Raw genomic sequence first — 18643 nt, forward strand, 5'->3', positions numbered from 1 at the left:
GGCCAACTCTCAACACGAAAATTCGTACCGCCGAAGGCCCGCCCTACTTGTAGTAATAACACTTAACGGAAAGAAAGGACGGAAAGCCAAGCGTACCAAGGGTTCGTGGGCTGGCCGGCCAAAGAAAAAGCCCCGCAAGCGCGCCAACGCTTCGGGGCCTACACGGTAGCTCTAACGGTTGGACACCCTACCATGCGTGAAACTACGATAGCAGAAAACTATGTAGACGGCCAAGCGTCCATTTGGGGGAGCGACGCGCACCGGGCGAGCGTAGAGGTTCGCAGGATCGAGCGCGAAGAGTCCGATGCGGAGTTCTGGCCGGAAGGCCCGGCGCGTCACGACATGATCGCTAAGGTGCGGGCATTTGAAGACGGTAGCGTGGAGTTCAGTGGCTACCGCCGTACGGTTGTGCAGCGCCTTGGCGATCTGCGTAATCTGCCCCGCCGTGCGCGCGGCGCGAAGCCTGAAACAGAGGAAGACAAGGATGCTCGTGCCGCAAGCGTGAAGTCAGCGGCGAAGCGTGCGAAGCAGAACGTGCGTCTGCGCTGCAAGACGGCCCGCGTTACGCACATGATCACGTTGACCACTCGTGAGTGCATTACCGATCTGGAGCGTTTCCTGAAGCTCTGGGACGCGTTTCGGCGGGTCATGGCTCGGCACCGTGAGTTTCACTACATCGCGGTTCCTGAGCCTCAGAAACGTGGCGCATGGCACATGCATGTTGCCGTGTCAGGTCGCGCTGCTCTCAACCTCGCGCGGCGTGCGTGGCTGAAGGTGGTCGGCGGGCGTGGCAAGGGCTATTGCCACATCCGAAATCCGCAGGGCGCGCACTTCGGGAAGCAGTGGAAGCTCGATGCGCTTGCTAGCTACATCGCCAAGTACATCGGCAAAGAGATTGCGGATACGCGTTTCAATAAAAAGAAGTACTACACAAGCCGTGGCATCAACGTGCCTGAGGCCGTCGTTTATGCGATTGAGAGCAGTCGTGGCGACTGTGCCGATGCCATTAAAGATGTGTTGGCCACGCTGTGCGCTGAGTTTGATATCGCGGACATTCGATGCTTCGTCGCGCTTGACGGATCTTCGTATTTCGCTAGTGCGTCAAAACCCGTTCCACTGTAGGCCAGAGTATTTTCTTTTCTAGAGCGTAGGCCAGTAGGATTGCTGCGCCCCATGCTAGTAGGTGGAGCGTCCAATGCATCGGTTGTGATGTTGGCTTGGGGCGAACTGGTTTGGTGTGTTCTTCGCGTGCTTCGCGTCGTCGGATTGCGTCTCTGTACCAGTCTCGGTCGTGAATCCCCATGGTTTCCTCTCCGATGTTTATGCTGCGTCTAACAGGCTTGGCTGTTGGCGTTCTTTGTGGCGCTTAATTGCACGTTTAATGCTGCTGAGGTGTACGCCGAATTGTCTGGCTATCGCTGTCCTCGTCATGTTGCCGGACTGCCAGAGGCGTAGTGCTTCCGCCTCTTGTTGTGCCGTAAGCGCATAGTGCCTACCGAGCTTTACACCGCGTTTGACAGCTGCAGCCATGCCTGCGCGGGTTCTCTCGCGGATGAGTTCGCGTTCAAATTCGGCGAACGCCCCGACCATGTGAAACAGCATGCGGCCGGCTGGCGTGGTGGTGTCGAGCGATTCAGTCAGCGACCGAAACTGCGCGCCTTTCTCTTCTATTCGTTCGATGATGCGCAGCAGGTCTTTAAGCGATCGCGCGATGCGGTCCAGCTTGTAGACAACGACGGTGTCGCCCGGCTTAAGGACGCGCAGCATTTTCTCAAGCTCCGGTCTGCCGATGGTGGTGCCACCGCTCCGTTTCTCAGAAAAAATAAAACCGACGCCTGCTTTCGCGAGTGCGTCGGTTTGTGCGTGAGTCTCTTGTTCCTGCGTTGAGACTCGTGCGTAGCCGTACAACATAGACCCCCTCGAAACTGTTGTTTCTCGGTAGTCTAACTTGGCTAGGCGGGTATGGCGGAGAGGGTGGGATTCGAACCCACGGTACCGTCGCCGGTACGCCTGATTTCGAGTCAGGTACATTCGACCACTCTGCCACCTCTCCGGTAACTGGGTCGCTGAATCGCTAAACCGCGACTATAACAGAATTTTACGGCCCGAATCAAGAGGGCCCACACAACCCATCAAGCAGCCGGTTTCAGCACTTCCTGGCCGCCCAGATACGGGCGCAGCACCGTCGGCACCGTGACCGAGCCATCCGCATTCTGGTAGTTCTCCAGCACGGCAACCAGCGTACGGCCCACCGCGAGGCCCGAGCCGTTGAGCGTGTGAACCAGTTCCGGCTTGCCCTGCGCGTTGCGGAAACGCGCTTGCATGCGGCGCGCCTGGAAGTCGCCCATGTTCGAGCACGAGCTGATTTCGCGGTAGGTGTTCTGCGCCGGAATCCACACCTCGATGTCGTACGTCTTGGTGCTGCCGAAGCCCATGTCGCCGGTGCACAGCACGACGGTGCGGAACGGCAATTCCAGCTTGCGCAGGATGTTCTCCGCGGCGTTCGTCATGGCTTCCAGCGCGTCGAACGACGTTTGGGGCTGCACGATCTGCACCATCTCCACCTTGTCGAACTGGTGCTGGCGGATCATGCCGCGCGTGTCCTTGCCGTACGAGCCGGCTTCGGAACGGAAACACGGCGAATGCGCCGCGAACATCATCGGCAGCGCATCGGCGGCGACGATCTCATCGCGCACGAGGTTCGTGAGCGGCACTTCGGCGGTCGGGATCAGGTAGAAGTTCTCGACACGTTCGCCGTCTTCGCCTTCGGCGCTGTGCCCCATCTTGCGCGGCACGCGGAAAAGATCCTCCTCGAACTTCGGCAATTGACCGGTGCCACGCATCGATGCAGCGTTGACGATGTACGGCACGTACGCCTCGGTGTAGCCGTGCTCCAACGTGTGCGTGTCGAGCATGAACTGCGCAAGCGCGCGATGCAGGCGCGCCACCTGCCCTTTCAGGACGGTGAATCGCGCGCCCGACAGCTTGGCGCCCGCATCAAAATCCAGCCCCAGCGCGGCGCCCAGATCGACGTGGTCCTTGACCGGGAAATCGAACGTGCGCGGCGTGCCCTCGCGGCGCACTTCCACGTTCTGCGTCTCGTCGCGTCCGGCCGGCACGCTTTCGTGCGGCAGGTTCGGGATCGACAGCATCAGGTCCTGCAACTTCGCCTGCACCACGTCGAGTTGCGCGGCAGACGCCTTCAGCTCGTCGCCGATGCCCGACACCTCGGCCATCACGCCCGATGCGTCCTCGCCCTTGCCCTTGAGCATGCCAATCTGCTTGGACAGGCTGTTGCGGCGGGCCTGCAGCTCTTCGGTGCGGGTCTGGATGGCCTTGCGTTCCGCTTCGAGTGCGGCAAAGCCGGCGACGTCGAGCACGTAGCCGCGATCTTTGAGGCGCGCGGCGACGGCGTCGATGTCTTTGCGCAGCAGTTGGATATCAAGCATGGTGGGAAAAGAAAAACCGGAGATGGCGAGCGATCTGAACGATCGAAAAGACGGATTTTATCGTACCGGCCCGTGGGGCTTATTTGTTGCGGGAGGATTTGTCGTGCTGGGCATGCCACTGCGCATCCAGCTCGCGCAGGTGCCGCAGTTTCTCGCCGATCTTGCCTTCCAGGCCGCGCGGCGTCGGCACGTACCAGTTCTGCGGCGGCAAATCGTCGGGAAAGTAGGTTTCGCCAGCGGCGTAGGCCTCGGGCTCGTCATGGGCGTAGCGGTAGGCATGGCCGTAGCCGAGTTCTTTCATCAGCTTGGTCGGCGCATTGCGCAGGTGCACGGGCACGTTGCGCGACTTGTCCTGGCTGACGAAAGCCCGCGCCGCGTTGTAGGCGTTGTAGCCGGCGTTCGACTTGGGCGCGATGGCCAGGTAGATCACCGCCTGGGCCAGCGCCAGTTCCCCTTCCGGCGAGCCCAGGCGTTCGTACGTTTCTGCTGCGTCGAGCGTGATGCGCCCGGCGCGCGGGTCGGCCAGGCCGATGTCTTCCCAGGCCATGCGCACAATACGGCGCGCGAGGTAGCGCGGGTCGGCGCCGCCATCGAGCATGCGGCAGAACCAGTACAGCGCACCGTCCGGATCGGAGCCGCGTACGGACTTGTGCAGCGCGCTGATCTGGTCGTAGAAGGCGTCGCCGCCCTTGTCGAAGCGTCGCAGGTTTTCTGACAGCGCAGAGGCCAGCAGCGCCTCGTCGATCACCGGAACGGTATCGCCCTCGGCCTGCGAACGCGCAGCGCGGGTGACGATCTCAATGTTGTTGAGCAGCTTGCGGCCATCGCCGTCGGCCGACGCGACGATGGCACCGAGTGCGGCGGGCGTCCACTCCAGCCCGCCCAGCTCTTGGCGAGCACGTTCGGCAAGCTGCTTCAGCTCGTCGTCCGACAGGCTCTTGAGCACGTACACCGCAGCACGCGAGAGCAATGCGCCGTTCACTTCGAACGAGGGATTTTCCGTCGTCGCGCCGATGAAGGTGAACAGCCCGCTTTCCACGTGCGGCAGGAAAGCGTCCTGCTGACTCTTGTTGAAGCGATGGACCTCGTCGACGAAGACGAGCGTGCGTCGGCCATTGGCGCGAAACTGCTCCGCACGCTCCACGGCCTCGCGGATGTCCTTGACGCCAGACAGCACGGCGGAAAGTGCGATGAATTCTGCGTCAAACGCATTGGCCATCAGCCGCGCGAGCGTGGTCTTCCCAACGCCGGGCGGCCCCCAGAGGATCATCGAATGCGGCTCGCCGGAGGCGAAAGCCACGCGCAGCGGCTTGCCGGGCCCCAGCAGATGCTGCTGGCCGATCACATCGTCGGCGGAATGGGGGCGGAGGCGCTCGGCCAGCGGCATGTGGGCGGGTGCGTCCGGGAAGAGAGATGCGGAAGCGTTCATGCAGGGATTGTCGCAGAATCCGCCCGCCGGCCGGTTCTCCCGGGAACGTCAGGCGGCGCGTGCGTCCAACGCCGACGCCTCTGCGGCCGGCCTGCTCCGGCCGATCGAAAGCACACAGATCAGCGACAGCGCCGCAAAACCGGCATAGAAGATCGCCATTGGCCACCACAGCGGGAAAAAGCGATCAGCCAGCACCGTGGCAAGCAGCGGAGTCAGGCCACCCGCAAAGGCGCCGCACACCTGATACGACAACGAGATCGCCGTGTAGCGGATGCGTGCCGCGAACATGCCGCTGACAAAGCCCGCGATGATCGCGTAATAGCCGGACTCGGCCAGCGTTGCGATGGCCACGCCTGCAAACACGGTATGCGCCTCGCCCATGCGGACCAGCGGCAGCATGATGAACGGCACGACCATCGCGAAGGCCGCGAGGATGACCAGCATGCGGCGCGTTCCGAAACGGTCGGCCAGCGTGGCCGCACCAAGCTGCACGAAGAACTGCAGCACGGCCACCCAGAACATGCAGTCGAGAATCATCGCGCGATCAAGCTGCAGGTACTGCGTGGCATACGAAATCATAAAGATGTTGCTGAAGTACACGCCCGCGATGCCGTACACGTTGGCGCCGATGGCCAGCGCGATCAGCGGCCATGCCTTGAGCGCCTCCGCCAGCGGCTGCTTCGCCACGTCGCCGGACGCCTGCATCGCCTCGAACGCCGGCGATTCGTTGACCGACATGCGGATGACAAAGCCCACGGCCAGCAGCACGGCACTCGCCAGGAAGGGCAAGCGCCAGCCCCACGCCAGGAAGGCCTCCGGCTCGAGCCGGCTGACGGCGGAAAACGCCAGCATCGACAGGATCAGGCCACCGGCGCTGCCCAGCTGCGCGACCGGCGCAATCCAGCCGGCCTGCGCATAGGTGGGCAGACAGCCGATCAGCACCGTGGCAATGGCCATGAGGCTGAGCGTTCCCATCAGCGCCCGTTTGCGGCCGAGCTTGTCGCCGATGCGACCGAACAGCACGCCGCCGATAGGCCTGGCAAGAAACCCGATGGCAAATGAGCCGAACGAAGCCAGCAGGCCCAGCAAGCGGTTCTCTCCCGGGAAGAACAGCGGCCCGAAGACAAGTGCCGCCGCCGTGGCGTAGCTGTAGAAGTCGTACCACTCGATCGTGGTGCCGATGAACGATGCCATCGCCGCACGGCGCGGCTGGGCCGTCGATTGCGCTGTTTGCATGGGTCTCCTCTCCGTTCTTATAGGTGTCGCGTCAGGCTCGGTATTCGACGCCGGGCAGCACACATAGCATCTCGAACGCCAAGTTGGCGCCCAGCAGAGCCGTCGTCCCGAACGGGTCATACGGCGGAGACACCTCGACCAGGTCCGCCCCGATGATGTCGAGGCCGCGTGCGCCGCGTACGATCTCCAGCGCCTGCGGCACGGTCAGGCCGCCAATTTCCGGCGTACCGGTGCCGGGCGCATAAGCGGGGTCGATACCGTCGATGTCAAAGCTGATGTAGACGGGGCCACCCTGTACGCGAGCGCGCACCTCTTCCATGAGCGGCGTGAGCGAGCGGTGCCAGCATTCCTCGGCGGTCACCACGCGAAAGCCCTGGTCACGGCACCAGTCGAAATCCTCGGCCGCGTAGCCGGTGCCGCGCAGGCCGATCTGCACGACGCGGCTGCAATCGAGCAGCCCTTCTTCCACAGCGCGGCGAAATGGCGTGCCGTGCGCGATCTTCTCGCCGAACATCGTGTCGTTGACGTCGGCATGCGCATCCACGTGGATCAGGCCGATGCGGCCGTACTTGGCATGCATCGCACGCAAGATGGGCAGCGTGACGGTGTGATCACCGCCCAGGCCGATCGGCCGGCAGCCGTCGGCAATGATCTCCCGGTAAGCCGCCTCAATGCGCGCGATCGAGTCATGCAGGTTGTATGGGTTGGTCGGCACGTCGCCGATGTCGGCCACGCGCAGTGAGTCGAACGGCGCAGCGCGCGTGGCCATGTTGTACGGCCGCAGGAGGACGGATTCCGCGCGAATCTGCCGGGGCCCGAGCCGTGCGCCGTTGCGGTTGGACGTGCCAAGGTCGAACGGCACGCCGACAAAGCACGCGTCCAACCCGGCGGCAGACGTGGCGGCAGGCAGCCGCATCATGGTCGTAATGCCGCCAAAGCGCGGCATGGCGTTGCCCGAAGCGGGCTGGAAGAGGTCGGCGCGGTCGTTCATGGCAGTTGCATGGTCACATCGTCCTGAAACGATGTAAGTAGTGTCAATACACTGCATTCTTGCCGATGGATTTCGCACGTAGAATGCGAAATCTCCGAATCAAACATCGATATATATCGATGTATCGACCACTGTGCTTGGACAAGCTTCCGATCTTGATCTGCGACTGATCCGCGTATTCCTCGCCGTGGTCGATGCGGGCGGCATCACCCCTGCCCAGGCAACGCTGAACGTGGGGCAATCCACCATCAGCACGCACCTGTCCACACTGGAGACGCGACTCGGCTATCGGCTATGCGAGCGCGGTCGCAGCGGCTTCCGGCTCACCGCGCGCGGCGAACGCTTCGTCGATTCCGCACGCAAGCTGCTGGGCGCACTTGACGTCTTCAGCGCGGAGGCCCGCAAGGTGGGTCGCACGCTGGTAGGCACGTTGAATCTCGGCTTGATCGGCCATGCGCCCGTCAACGCGAATGCGCGTATCAGCCAGGCCATCGAGCGCTTTCGGGAGCGCGATGAATCCGTGCATTTCACGGTTTCGGTACGACCGCCCGGGGAGCTGGAAGGACTGCTGCTCGACAACAAGATCCACATGGCGATCGGCTATTTCTGGCACCGCGTGCCGGCGCTGGACTACACCACGATCTTCCACGAGACACAGCTTGCGTATGCGGGGCGCGGCCATCCGCTGTTCAGCAAGGCTGGGGACGTGACGCCCGCGCAGGCATTGGCGCACGCGTGGGCGTGGCGCAGCTATCCCCTGCCCGAAGCGGCGGGGTCGCCGGCCGAGCGGCCGGTGACTGCGGTGGCCGACAACATGGAAGCGGTGGCCATGCTGGTGCTTTCAGGCCGGCACCTGGGTTACCTGCCGGAGCACTTTGCGGCGCCGTATGTGGCACAGGGCCTGTTGACGCCGTTGGCACCCGCTGCCATGCGCTACGAGGTGCCGTTCGACATGGTGGTGCGCCGCGACGCCCGGCGCAATGATCTGCTGGCCGCCTTCATTGCCGACATGAAAGCGGCCCACGCCTGAAAAGGCGGGGCAATCCGTCAGTTCGATGCCCGTTGCACCAATTCCATGAACGCCTTGGCCGGCAGCGGCCCATGACACGACTGGGTGCCGTTGGGCGCGCGCAGCAGCAGCCAGACGCTCTCGCTGGCCGGTGGCTGAATCACGAACGGTTGGTGCGCCGCAGCCTCAGGCAGACGCGGATCGACCGGCGCCTGGATCGGCACGACCTGCCCGGCGTGGCCTTTCACCAAGGCGCTGCACTCGGCGCCTGGCAGCTCGGTCGCGTGCAGGAAATCCTTGTTGACCAAGGCCTCGGCAAGCACCGTGTCAGGCGCGGCAAGGAAGGAGTCGACGTCAAAACGGGACGCACCCGTGGAGGCGCATCCCGCAAACACGGCTGCCGCTGACGCTGCAGCGGCTACGGCGGCGGCTCGGTGCAGCGACGTGGTGAACGGCAAAGGCATGGTCGGTCTCCTGGTCTAGGACAGCAACGGCGCCGGCCTGCACGCGTCATTGCTTGATGACGTCAGCCCCCTTGGGCGGCGTAAAGCGGAACACGTTGGCCGGCAGTTGCGGATTCTTCTGGATGTTCGAGAACGTCAGCAAGGTCGTGTTTCCGAAGGCATCGCGCAGCTCCATCCCCTGCAGCTCGCCGCTGCGGAAACCGATGGCGATGCGTTCGAACTGGGTGTCCTTGGCCTTGGGGGTAAGTTCAGCCCAGTCGATGCCGTCTTTGGTACCGCCTTCCTTGAGCGTGAAGTTCTTGGCCAGATCGTTGCTGCCGAACAGGATGGCGGCCGGGCTGGAGCCCAGCGAGGCATCAAGCTTGCGCTCCGTGATCTGGTTCAGGTCCTTGTCGAAGATGTAGAGCGTCTGGCCGTCGGCCGAGAGTTGCTGCTCGTACGGCTTCACATAGCGCCAGACGAAGCGGCCCGGGCGCGAGAAAACGAAATCGCCGCTGGACGTGCCGGCCACGCGCAGCGGGCTACCGTTGGTGCCGCCCTTCACCTGCCGCTGCACGAACTCACCGCGCGCGGTGCTGACGTTGCTCACGAAGGCGTTGAGCTGTTCGACTGCCCCAGCATAGGCGCCGGCAGACCATGCCGCCAGCGAGACCAGCCCGGCGGCCATCAGGTGACGTGCTTTCAACACAAACATAGGAATTCCGGTTTTAGTTGATCTTGTTGTTAGTGGCCGGCCGCGCCGGAACATTCCGCCCGCGCGGTAACGCGATGTAACTGCAAATGCGGGCAGCGTCATTCCTCTTCGACGACGTTGCCGTTGCGGTTGGGCGCCAGGATTTCGCGGTTGCCGTTGCCGGACATGGCAGACACAAGGCCCGCCTTTTCCATGTCCTCGAGCAGGCGTGCGGCGCGGTTGTAGCCGATGCGCAGGTGGCGCTGCACCAGCGAGATCGACGCGCGGCGATTCTTGAGCACCACGTCGACGGCCTGGTCGTACAGCGGGTCGGCCTCGCCGCCGCCGGCACCGACAAGGCCCGCGCCGCCGCCAAAGCCATCGCCGCCGCTCTCGCCATCGGCCACGCCGCCTTCGAGAATGCCTTCGATGTAGTTTGGCTCGCCCTGCGCCTTGAGGTTATCGACGATGCGGTGGACTTCCTCGTCCGACACGAACGCGCCGTGCACGCGCACCGGCAAGCCGGTGCCGGGCGCGAGATACAGCATGTCGCCCATGCCGAGCAGTGCCTCGGCCCCCTGCTGGTCGAGAATGGTGCGCGAGTCGATCTTGCTGCTGACCTGGAACGCGATCCGCGTCGGCACGTTGGCCTTGATCAGGCCCGTAATCACGTCCACCGACGGACGCTGCGTCGCCAGCACCAGGTGGATGCCGGCGGCACGCGCCTTCTGCGCAATCCGTGCGATTAGTTCTTCGACCTTCTTGCCGACCACCATCATCAGGTCGGCCAGCTCATCGATCACGATGACAATCATGGGCAGCTTGTCGAGCGGCTCCGGCGCGTCGGGCGTCAGGCTGAACGGGTTGGCAATCTTTTCTTCGCGCGCGGCGGCTTCTTCGATCTTCTTGTTGAAGCCGGCCAGGTTTCGCACGCCCATCTTGCTCATGAGCTTGTAGCGCCGCTCCATCTCGCCCACGGCCCAATTGAGCGCGTGGCCGGCCTGGCGCATGTCGGTCACGACCGGGCACAGCAGGTGCGGAATGCCTTCGTAGATGCTCAACTCCAGCATCTTCGGGTCGATCAGGATCAGGCGCACCGCGTCCGCCTTCGCCTTGTACAGCAGCGACAGGATCATCGCGTTGATGCCGACCGACTTACCGGAACCCGTGGTGCCGGCCACCATGCAGTGCGGCATCTTCGCCAGATCGGCTACGACCGGCTTGCCGGCAATGTCCTTGCCCAGCGCCAGCGTAAGCTGCGATGCGCTCTCGTTATAGACCTGCGAACCAAGGATCTCCGACAGGCGCACCGCCTGGCGCTTCGGGTTCGGCAGCTCCAGGCCCATGTAGTTCTTGCCCGGAATCGTCTCGACTACGCGGATCGACACCAGTGACAGCGAACGCGCCAGGTCCTTCGCCAAGTTGACGATCTGGCTGCCCTTGACGCCCGTGGCAGGTTCGATTTCGTAGCGCGTGATGACCGGGCCCGGATAGGCCGCCACCACCTGCACTTCCACGCCGAAATCCTTGAGCTTCTTCTCGATCAGGCGCGAGGTGAATTCCAGCGTTTCGGCGCTGACGGTCTCCACAACCGGCGGGATCGGATCGAGCAGCGCCAGCGGCGGCAGGTCGGAATCGTGGATGTCGACAAACAGCGGCTGCTGCTTCTCGCGCTCCACGCGCTCGCTCTTGACCACGGCGGTCGGGCGCACGATCTGCACCGGCGGCGATTCTTCAATGCGCACGCGGCGCGTTTCGACCACTTCTTCGCGCTCGACCTTGGCCGCCTCGCCGATGGCCCGGTCCTGTTTGCTCTCCCGGCGCGTCTTGAAGCCGACGAACAGCATCTCGACGCCCGCACCGATCTGCTCGGCGAGGTTCAGCCACGAAAAATGGAAGAACAGCGACAGCCCGACCAGGAATGCAAACAGCAGCGCCAGCGTGCCGCCCGTGAAGCCCAGCGAATGCTGCATCGCACCGCCGATTACATCGCCCAGCACGCCTCCCGGTGCACGCGGCAGCTTCATGTGCAGCGAGTACATGCGAATGGCTTCCAAGCCCATGCTGGAAGCCAGGATGAGCGCAAAGCCGATCCACGTGACACTGGCATCAACACGCGCCGTGGAGGTGCGCGGAAGGCGTTCGTCCGACATCAGCTCGCGCCAGCCGCGCCACACCTTGCGCACAAGCAGCACCGCCCACCAGTAGGCGGACGCGCCAAAGACAAACAGCAGCAGATCGGCCAGCCACGCGCCCACGCGGCCGCCCAGGTTGCGAATTTCGTCGACCTGGCTGGCGTGGGTGAAACCAGGGTCGGCCCGGTTGTATGACAGAAGGATGATCAGGAAGGCGATGGTCACCGCCAGCAACAGGAACCAGCGGACCTCCCCCAGCAGCCGCCCAATGCGGGACGGCAGTGCAGACGGATCGGTGCGGGTTGTCGGAGTGGTGGAAGCTCGAGCCATGCGGGAGACGGGTGCGCCGCTTGGACGAGGCCGCGCGGCTTGGGACAGCACAAATACGATGCCAACGATTGTAACGCGGCCCTATCACCGCCATTGGAATTTACAACCGGGCGGACGAGGGGGTGCCACTTTATAATGGCGCCCATCACCCTCACCTAGCCTGCACGGCGGCGCTCCACCCCTCGTGCCGCGCACACTCCGAACGCATCATGGCAAAACACGCAAAAGTGCTGATCCTTGGCTCCGGCCCCGCCGGCTACACGGCCGCGATTTACGCTGCCCGGGCCAACCTGAACCCGGTGCTGGTCACCGGCCTGGCGCAGGGCGGCCAGCTCATGACCACCACCGACGTGGAAAACTGGCCCGCTGACAAGGAACACCTGCAAGGCCCCGAGTTGATGCAGCGCTTCCTGGAGCACGCCGAGCGTTTCAAGACCGAAGTGCTGTTCGACCACATCCACACCGCGCATCTGAAGGAAAAGCCGATCCGTCTGGTGGGCGATTCGGGCGAATACACCTGCGACGCGCTGATCGTCTCCACCGGCGCCTCGGCCCAATATCTGGGGCTGCCGTCGGAAGAAGCCTTTGCGGGCCGCGGCGTGTCGGCCTGCGCCACGTGCGACGGCTTCTTCTACAAGGGCCAGGAAGTGGCCGTGGTGGGCGGCGGCAACACCGCCGTGGAAGAAGCGCTGTACCTGGCCAACATTGCCAGCAAGGTCACGCTCATCCACCGCCGCGACAAGTTCCGCGCCGAACCGATCCTGATCGACCGACTGCATGAGCAGGAGAAGAAAGGCAAGATCGAGATCAAGACGAACATGGTGCTCGACGAGATCCTGGGCGATGACTCCGGGGTGACGGGCGCCCGGCTGAAAGGCACGCACGAAAACGAAGGCAAGACCGAAGAGATCAAGGTGGCGGGCGTGTTCATCGCCATCGGCCACAAACCGAACACCGACATCTTCCGCGGCCAGCTCGATATGAACGACACGGGCTACATCCGTACGAAAAGCGGCCTGGACGGCATGGCCACCGCCACCAACATCCCGGGTGTTTTTGCCGCCGGCGATGTGCAGGACCACATCTACCGCCAGGCCATCACCAGCGCCGGCACGGGCTGCATGGCCGCGCTGGACGCCCAGCGCTACCTGGAAAGCCTGGAATAAGCTTCACCGCCCCGGCTTCATGGGCGCAAACAACGCGGCCGATGGGTGACCATCGGCCGTTTTGCCGTGTGCGACGCCTTCGTATAATCGACGGACGCTCCACCTCGATGTGCTCGCCCCCCTTCATCATGAAACGCGCCTCCTCCCCCGCCAACAAGCTCAGCCTGACCGACCTGGCCAGTCTGCGTGACCAGCTCAAGCACGAGACGGAGGCACGCGAAGCCGAGCGGCAGCGCGCTGAAGCCGCTGCACGCAAGGCCGCCGAAGAGGCCAACGTGTTCCGAGCCAGCATCGGCGAGGTCAGCGCGCTGCGCCAGAACAAGCGCGTCGAACATCCGCGCAATCCGCCCGCGCCCGACCCCGTGCACTCGCGCGCCGAAGAGCAGACCGTGCTGCGCGATTCCCTGTCGGATGAATTCGACGTGGACAACTTGCTCGAAACCGACGACACGCTGTCCTACCGGCGCCCCGGCATTGGCGACGACGTGCTCAAAAAGTTGCGCCGCGGCGAGTGGGCCACGCAAGACCAGATCGACCTGCACGGCATGCGCCGCGAAGAAGCCCGCGAGGCGCTGGCCGCCTTCCTGCGCCGGGCGGTACAGCGCGGCATCCGCTGCGTGCGCGTGATCCACGGCAAAGGCCTCGGCTCGCCCGACAAAACGCCGGTGCTCAAGGGCAAGGTGCGCTCGTGGCTGGTGCAGAAGGAAGAAGTGATCGCTTTTGTCGAGCCACGCAACACGGCCGGTGGCGCGGGCGCGGTGCTGGTACTGCTGCGCCAGCCGTACGGCTCCTGAGGCGCAATCCGCCCGCTCAACGGCTCACAACAGAACAACACGCATATGCACGTGACGCGCCTGCAGCTGGTGATGCACTGGGTGGAGATCCTCGCGGTCTTTTCGTTTGCCGTCTCGGGACTGGCCGAGGCCAAACGGCGCCGGCTCGATGCCGTGGGCGCGTTCATCGTCGCGTTCCTGACCGCGTTTGGCGGCGGCACGCTGCGCGATCTACTGCTGGATCGGCGGCCCTTCTACTGGATCGAGCACGAGCAATACCTGCTCGCGCTGTTCGTGATGAGCCTGTTCGCCAACTGGGTGATCCGGCTGGTGAGTCAGCTGGTGTCCGATCGCGTGCTGATCGTGGCCGACGCCATCGGCTTGGGGCTCTTTGGCGTGCTCGGCACGCAACTGGCGCTTGATGCGGGCGTGCCGATCTTCGTGTCGGTAATGATGGGCGTGATCACGGCGGCCTTTGGCGGCCTGCTGCGCGATGTGGTCTGCAATGAAGTGCCCATGCTGCTGCGGGACAATCACCCGTACGCAACGTGCGCGTTTCTCGGGTGCTTCCTTTACGTCGGGCTGACGCACACGGACCTGCTGCCGAGCGTGTCCGTGGTGATCGCCACGCTGGCGATCGTGATCGGGCGGCTGGTGACGCTGCGCTGGAACATCACCCTGCCGCGTTGACCCACGCTGACCGGCGCGAGCGCGCCGGCCAAACACTGCGGCTTCAGACCGCTGCTTCGTCCTTCTCGCCGGTGCGGATGCGGATCACCTGCTCCACCGGCATCACGAATATCTTGCCGTCGCCGATCTTGCCGGTCTTGGCCGCCTTGACAATCGTGTCGATCACGTTTTCGACCTGGCTTTCGGCCACCACCACCTCGATCTTGATCTTCGGCAGGAAGTCGACCACGTATTCCGCACCGCGATACAGCTCGGTGTGGCCCTTCTGGCGGCCGAAACCCTTGACCTCGGTGACGGTCAGGCCGGTCACCCCCACGTCGGCGAGCGACTCGCGCACTTCGTCCAGTTTGAAGGGCTTGATGATGGCGGTGATCTGTTTCATGGGTGTCTCGCTGGCTAGTTGGTGAGGTATTCGAGCGTCCAATAATACTGGAGCCGGTTAATGCGCACATCCTGGGCGATGCCGGCCACCGTCTGCAGCAGCATCGGATCGTCGGGAAAGTTCTTCAGCACATCGTGCTCGCTGCCATCGCGCAAGGGGCGGCGCTGCCACGTGTTGCCATGTTCGTCGCTGTAGGCAATGGGCGTGCTGGAGCCGAACACATACTGGTTATCGAACCACAGCACACGCACGCCGGGCCCCAGCGCGCGATGCAGCCCTTCGACGTGCTGACGCAAATGCTGCAGCGGCACATGCGACCACCAGCAGCCCGCCGTCATCACGTCAAACGTGCCGGGCACGAACGGCAGCGCATCGTTGTCGGCGCGCACAAACGACGCCCCGGCGATGCCTTTGCCACGCGCAATGCGCAGCACGGTGTCGTTGTAGTCCGCGCCGACGATGCTGCGCGCGTCGGTCATCGGCTCGGTCCAGAAACCGGTGCCGCACGCCAGATCCAGCACCCGCGCGCCGCGCGTCAGATCATGCACGCGCGTCTTCAACCACGCCAAATCGCCCTGCCGCTCGGGCTTCGTATAGATGCGCTCGTATTCAGGGGCGCGCTTGGCGTAGTAGTCGAGCATGGCGGCGGCTTACTCCTTGAAGCGCGACGTAATCGGATACCGCCAGTCGCGCCCGAACGCCCGCTGCGTCACGCGGATGCCCACCGGCGCCTGACGCCGCTTGTACTCGTTGATCTTGATGAGGCGCACGATCTTCTGCACGTCGGCCTCGGCAAACCCGGCCGCGATGATGTCGGCCACCGGCTGGTTCTGCTCCATGTAGCGCTGCACGATGGCGTCGAGCGCATCGTATTCGGGCAGGCTGTCCTGGTCGGTCTGGTTCTCACGCAGCTCGGCCGACGGCGCGCGGGTCAGGATGCGCTCGGGAATGACCTCCGACAACGAATTGCGGTAGCGGCACAGTCGGTAGACCAGCGTCTTGAAGATGTCCTTGATCACAGCAAAACCGCCGGCCATGTCGCCGTACAGCGTGCAGTAGCCGACCGCTATTTCACTCTTGTTGCCGGTCGTCAGCACGATCCGGCCGCTCTTGTTGGACAGTGCCATCAGCAGCGTGCCGCGAATGCGCGCCTGGATGTTCTCTTCCGTCGCATCTTCGGGCAGCCCGCGGAACTCCTCCGCCAGTGCGCCCTTGAATGCGTCGAACATCGGGCTGATGGCGATTTCGTCGTACTGCACGCCAAGGCGGGCCGCCATGTCGCGCGCGTCCACCCACGAGATATCTGCCGTGTAGCGCGAGGGCATCATCACCGCGCGTACACGGTCGGCGCCCAGCGCATCGACGGCAATCGCAAGCACCAACGCCGAATCGACGCCGCCCGACAAGCCGATGATCGCGCCCGGGAAGCCGTTCTTGCCGAGATAGTCGCGCACGCCCAGCTTGAGCGCCTCATACACCTGGGCTTCGAGCGAGGCCTCCGGCACGATCGTACCCGGCAGGGCGCGTCCGCCGTCGAACTGAACGTAGCCGACGCCCTCCACAAACTGCCCCATCCGCACGACAACGTTGCCTTCGGCATCAAGCACGAACGAGCCCCCGTCGAACACGAGTTCATCCTGCCCGCCGACGAGGTTTGCATACACATGCGGCAAGCCCGATTCCTTCACACGGGCACCGATGATCCGCTCGCGGAGGTCTTCCTTGTCGAGATGGTACGGCGAGGCGTTGGGGATCAACACAACCTGCGCGCCGGCGGCCTTGGCATAGGCCGTGGCCGTGGCGTACCAGGCGTCTTCGCAGATGATGACGCCGAAGCGCGTGCCTTCCACTTCGAACACGAAGGGCTCGGTGCCGGGCTGGAAGTAGCGCTTCTCGTCGAAGACCTCGTTGTTGGGCAGTTCCAGCTTGTTGTACCGGCCGACCACACGGCCATCCACGGCCACCGTGGCACTGTTCGTGGGCTTGGGCGGCACGCCGGGCGCCGGGGCTTCCAGCGAGAGTTGCGGGTGCCCGATCAGCACGTGCAAACCCGGGAAGGCCGCCAGCTCGGCGATGAGCGCATCAAGCGCACGGGCGCTGGCATCGACAAAGGCCGGGCGCAGCAGCAGGTCTTCGGGCGGATAACCGGTGAGCGACAGTTCCGGCGTGAGCAGGATGCGCGCACCAGCCTGGTGCGCTTCGCGCGCGGCGGCGACGATGCGGGAAGCATTGCCGGCGAAATCGCCGACGGTGCAGTTGATCTGGGCGAGAGCGACAGAGACGGTCATGGGGGCAATGTGGATTGCAAGCGCGGCATCCGAAGCTCGAATTAGAATCGGCGGCATGACCTCTCGCCCCCTTGCTCCCGAGCCTCAAGCGCGCGCTGGTTCGCGACACGAATTGGCCGATTATCGCACGCGACTTGTGACCGATCTGCGTGACATCGGCCGCGATGCCTGGGATGCCCTGCTCGCCCTGCAGCCCGAGGCAACGCCTTTTCTGCGCTTCGATTTCCTGCACGCCCTGCATGCGAGCGGCAGCGCGTCGCCCGACACCGGCTGGTCGCCGCAATACCTGACACTGTGGCAAGACGGCCCCGACGGTGAAGCGCTCGCCGCCGCTGTTCCGCTGTATGTGAAAGGCCACTCCTATGGCGAGTACGTCTTCGACTGGGCCTGGGCCAATGCGTACGCGCAGCACGGGCTCGAGTACTACCCGAAATGGCTGTTGGCCATCCCTTTTACGCCGGTGCAGGGCGCGCGGCTGCTGGCGCGGGATGCGGCTGCGCGCGCAGCGCTGGTCGAAACGTTGCTGGCAGTGGCGCGCCAGAGCGCGTTGTCATCGCTGCATGTGCTGTTTCCCACTGCCGGTGAAGCCGAGCAACTGCGCAGCGCCGGCATGCTGCTGCGGCACGGCGTGCAGTTCCACTGGTGCAATCCGGGCTTCGCCAGCTTCGACGACTTCCTGGCCGCGCTGGAACAGAAGAAGCGCAAGAATATCCGCGCGGAGCGTCGCCGCGTGCATGAGGCCGGCATCACCTTCCGTCACGTCCCCGGCGCAGCCGCCACGGACGCCGACTGGCGCTTCTTCCACCGGTGCTATCGCACCACTTACCGCGAGCATCACTCGTCGCCGTATCTGAACCTGGAGTTCTTCCGCCAGATCGCTCGGACGATGCCGGAAAACCTGCTCCTGGTGATCGCCTCGCGTGATGGCAATGACATCGCCAGCGCGCTGCTGGTGATCGACATGCGCCCCGAGGCGTCCGTCATGTACGGCCGCTACTGGGGCGCGATCGAGCATCACCCCTGCCTGCACTTTGAGACGGCGTATTACCAGCCGTTGACGTACTGCATCGCGCACGGCATCCGCACGTTCGAAGGTGGTGCGCAAGGCGAACACAAGATGGCACGCGGCTTCGAGCCCGTGGCGACGCTGTCGGCACACTGGCTGGCGCACCCCGCATTTGCCGATGCCGTGGGCAGGTTCCTCGACCGCGAAACGGCCGGCATGGAAGCGTATCTGGACGAACTGACGGACCGCTCGCCGTTCAGGCAGCGGCCGGGATCGGACTAGCAGGGGGAAAACAGCGGAGGGGGGAAAGACAGCGCCCGCACGAACGGCGGACGCGGTGGCGCAGCTTAGTGCTCGGCAGGTTTCTGCTGGGCGATCACGCAGTGTGCGGCGTTCGAATCAACCGCCATGGAGGGGACAGCCATGGAGGGCGATGCGACGGCACGCTCGCCAGCGTGGGCTGCGTCCGGCGGCCCAACCAGCAGCGCCCACGCGGTAAATGCCGCCATAGCCACGGCGGAGAGCACGGGAACGACAACAGTCTTGTTCAACATCGCAGTACCGGGGGTTGGAGTCAAACTTGCCCGGGAGTCTAGAGGGGTCGTTTCCGATGGGCAAATGA

18 protein-coding genes and 1 tRNA gene are annotated in these 18643 nt (G+C 64.1%); 6 read left to right on the forward strand and 13 right to left on the reverse strand.

What is annotated here, in order from left to right:
* Nucleotides 1-192 precede the first annotated feature (192 nt).
* Nucleotides 193-1122, forward strand: coding sequence for a rolling circle replication-associated protein (locus tag AAHM38_RS07205; RefSeq protein ID WP_342234283.1), 930 nt, complete (start codon nt 193-195; stop codon nt 1120-1122).
* Between the two features lie 198 nt (nt 1123-1320).
* Here the strand turns inward: AAHM38_RS07205 and AAHM38_RS07210 are convergent, their stop codons facing one another.
* The 6 genes from AAHM38_RS07210 to speB all read right to left on the reverse strand — a co-directional run bounded on the left by AAHM38_RS07210 (nt 1321) and on the right by speB (nt 7105).
* Nucleotides 1321-1911: a recombinase family protein gene (locus AAHM38_RS07210; RefSeq protein WP_342234284.1), complete on the reverse strand. Its 591-nt coding sequence runs from the start codon at nt 1909-1911 to the stop codon at nt 1321-1323.
* Nucleotides 1912-1963: 52 nt separating this feature from the next.
* Nucleotides 1964-2053: transfer RNA gene (locus AAHM38_RS07215), tRNA-Ser, on the reverse strand.
* Between the two features lie 79 nt (nt 2054-2132).
* On the reverse strand, nt 2133-3449 hold the full coding sequence (serS, locus tag AAHM38_RS07220) for a serine--tRNA ligase (RefSeq protein WP_116575405.1): 1317 nt from the start codon (nt 3447-3449) through the stop codon (nt 2133-2135).
* A 79-nt stretch (nt 3450-3528) separates the two neighbouring features.
* A complete protein-coding gene (locus tag AAHM38_RS07225; protein ID WP_037028287.1) occupies nt 3529-4836 on the reverse strand; it encodes a replication-associated recombination protein A in 1308 nt (435 codons plus the stop codon).
* A 90-nt stretch (nt 4837-4926) separates the two neighbouring features.
* Nucleotides 4927-6114, reverse strand: a complete 1188-nt coding sequence (locus AAHM38_RS07230; RefSeq protein WP_116575406.1) for an MFS transporter — start codon at nt 6112-6114, stop codon at nt 4927-4929.
* 31 nt (nt 6115-6145) lie between these two features.
* Nucleotides 6146-7105 (reverse strand): agmatinase, encoded by a 960-nt coding sequence (gene speB, locus AAHM38_RS07235; RefSeq protein WP_116575407.1) that lies wholly within the window; start codon nt 7103-7105, stop codon nt 6146-6148.
* 133 nt (nt 7106-7238) lie between these two features.
* Between speB and AAHM38_RS07240 the strand changes: the two genes are divergently transcribed.
* Entirely contained in the window at nt 7239-8135 is an 897-nt protein-coding gene (locus tag AAHM38_RS07240; protein WP_116575408.1) for a LysR family transcriptional regulator, read from the forward strand.
* 17 nt (nt 8136-8152) lie between these two features.
* On the opposite strand, the gene AAHM38_RS07245 is transcribed toward AAHM38_RS07240, so the two are convergent.
* The 3 genes from AAHM38_RS07245 to AAHM38_RS07255 all read right to left on the reverse strand — a co-directional run bounded on the left by AAHM38_RS07245 (nt 8153) and on the right by AAHM38_RS07255 (nt 11716).
* On the reverse strand, nt 8153-8578 hold the full coding sequence (locus AAHM38_RS07245; RefSeq protein WP_116575409.1) for a hypothetical protein: 426 nt from the start codon (nt 8576-8578) through the stop codon (nt 8153-8155).
* A gap of 46 nt (nt 8579-8624) precedes the next feature.
* Nucleotides 8625-9272: an outer membrane lipoprotein chaperone LolA gene (lolA, locus tag AAHM38_RS07250; RefSeq protein ID WP_116575410.1), complete on the reverse strand. Its 648-nt coding sequence runs from the start codon at nt 9270-9272 to the stop codon at nt 8625-8627.
* A gap of 98 nt (nt 9273-9370) precedes the next feature.
* Nucleotides 9371-11716, reverse strand: a complete 2346-nt coding sequence (locus AAHM38_RS07255) for a DNA translocase FtsK (protein ID WP_116575411.1) — start codon at nt 11714-11716, stop codon at nt 9371-9373.
* 209 nt (nt 11717-11925) lie between these two features.
* Between AAHM38_RS07255 and trxB the strand changes: the two genes are divergently transcribed.
* From trxB to AAHM38_RS07270, 3 genes are all read left to right on the forward strand, one after another.
* Entirely contained in the window at nt 11926-12882 is a 957-nt protein-coding gene (gene trxB / locus AAHM38_RS07260) for a thioredoxin-disulfide reductase (protein ID WP_116575412.1), read from the forward strand.
* A 128-nt stretch (nt 12883-13010) separates the two neighbouring features.
* Nucleotides 13011-13676 carry a Smr/MutS family protein gene (locus tag AAHM38_RS07265; RefSeq protein WP_116575513.1) on the forward strand — a complete coding sequence of 222 codons (666 nt, stop codon included), beginning with the start codon at nt 13011-13013 and terminating at the stop codon, nt 13674-13676.
* 45 nt (nt 13677-13721) lie between these two features.
* The gene (locus AAHM38_RS07270) at nt 13722-14345 is read left to right on the forward strand and encodes a trimeric intracellular cation channel family protein (RefSeq protein ID WP_065859894.1); all 624 of its coding nucleotides are present in this window, start codon (nt 13722-13724) and stop codon (nt 14343-14345) included.
* Between the two features lie 43 nt (nt 14346-14388).
* On the opposite strand, the gene AAHM38_RS07275 is transcribed toward AAHM38_RS07270, so the two are convergent.
* Genes AAHM38_RS07275 through AAHM38_RS07285 form a run of 3 tightly spaced genes read right to left on the reverse strand, consistent with a single transcriptional unit; the run spans nt 14389 to nt 17015 of the window.
* The gene (locus AAHM38_RS07275; RefSeq protein ID WP_004631293.1) at nt 14389-14727 is read right to left on the reverse strand and encodes a P-II family nitrogen regulator; all 339 of its coding nucleotides are present in this window, start codon (nt 14725-14727) and stop codon (nt 14389-14391) included.
* 14 nt (nt 14728-14741) lie between these two features.
* The gene (locus AAHM38_RS07280; protein WP_116575413.1) at nt 14742-15368 is read right to left on the reverse strand and encodes a class I SAM-dependent methyltransferase; all 627 of its coding nucleotides are present in this window, start codon (nt 15366-15368) and stop codon (nt 14742-14744) included.
* Nucleotides 15369-15377: 9 nt separating this feature from the next.
* Nucleotides 15378-17015 carry an NAD+ synthase gene (locus AAHM38_RS07285; protein ID WP_116575414.1) on the reverse strand — a complete coding sequence of 546 codons (1638 nt, stop codon included), beginning with the start codon at nt 17013-17015 and terminating at the stop codon, nt 15378-15380.
* Nucleotides 17016-17070: 55 nt separating this feature from the next.
* Here AAHM38_RS07285 and AAHM38_RS07290 point away from each other — a divergent pair, with 55 nt between their 5' ends.
* A complete protein-coding gene (locus AAHM38_RS07290; RefSeq protein ID WP_116575415.1) occupies nt 17071-18303 on the forward strand; it encodes a GNAT family N-acetyltransferase in 1233 nt (410 codons plus the stop codon).
* Nucleotides 18304-18368: 65 nt separating this feature from the next.
* Here AAHM38_RS07290 and AAHM38_RS07295 read toward each other — a convergent pair whose 3' ends face one another.
* On the reverse strand, nt 18369-18575 hold the full coding sequence (locus AAHM38_RS07295) for a hypothetical protein (protein ID WP_009277435.1): 207 nt from the start codon (nt 18573-18575) through the stop codon (nt 18369-18371).
* Between the last annotated feature and the right edge of the window lie 68 nt (nt 18576-18643).

Source organism: Ralstonia sp. OTU4908, from assembly GCF_038440115.1.
Classification (GTDB): Bacteria; Pseudomonadota; Gammaproteobacteria; order Burkholderiales; family Burkholderiaceae; genus Ralstonia; species Ralstonia pickettii.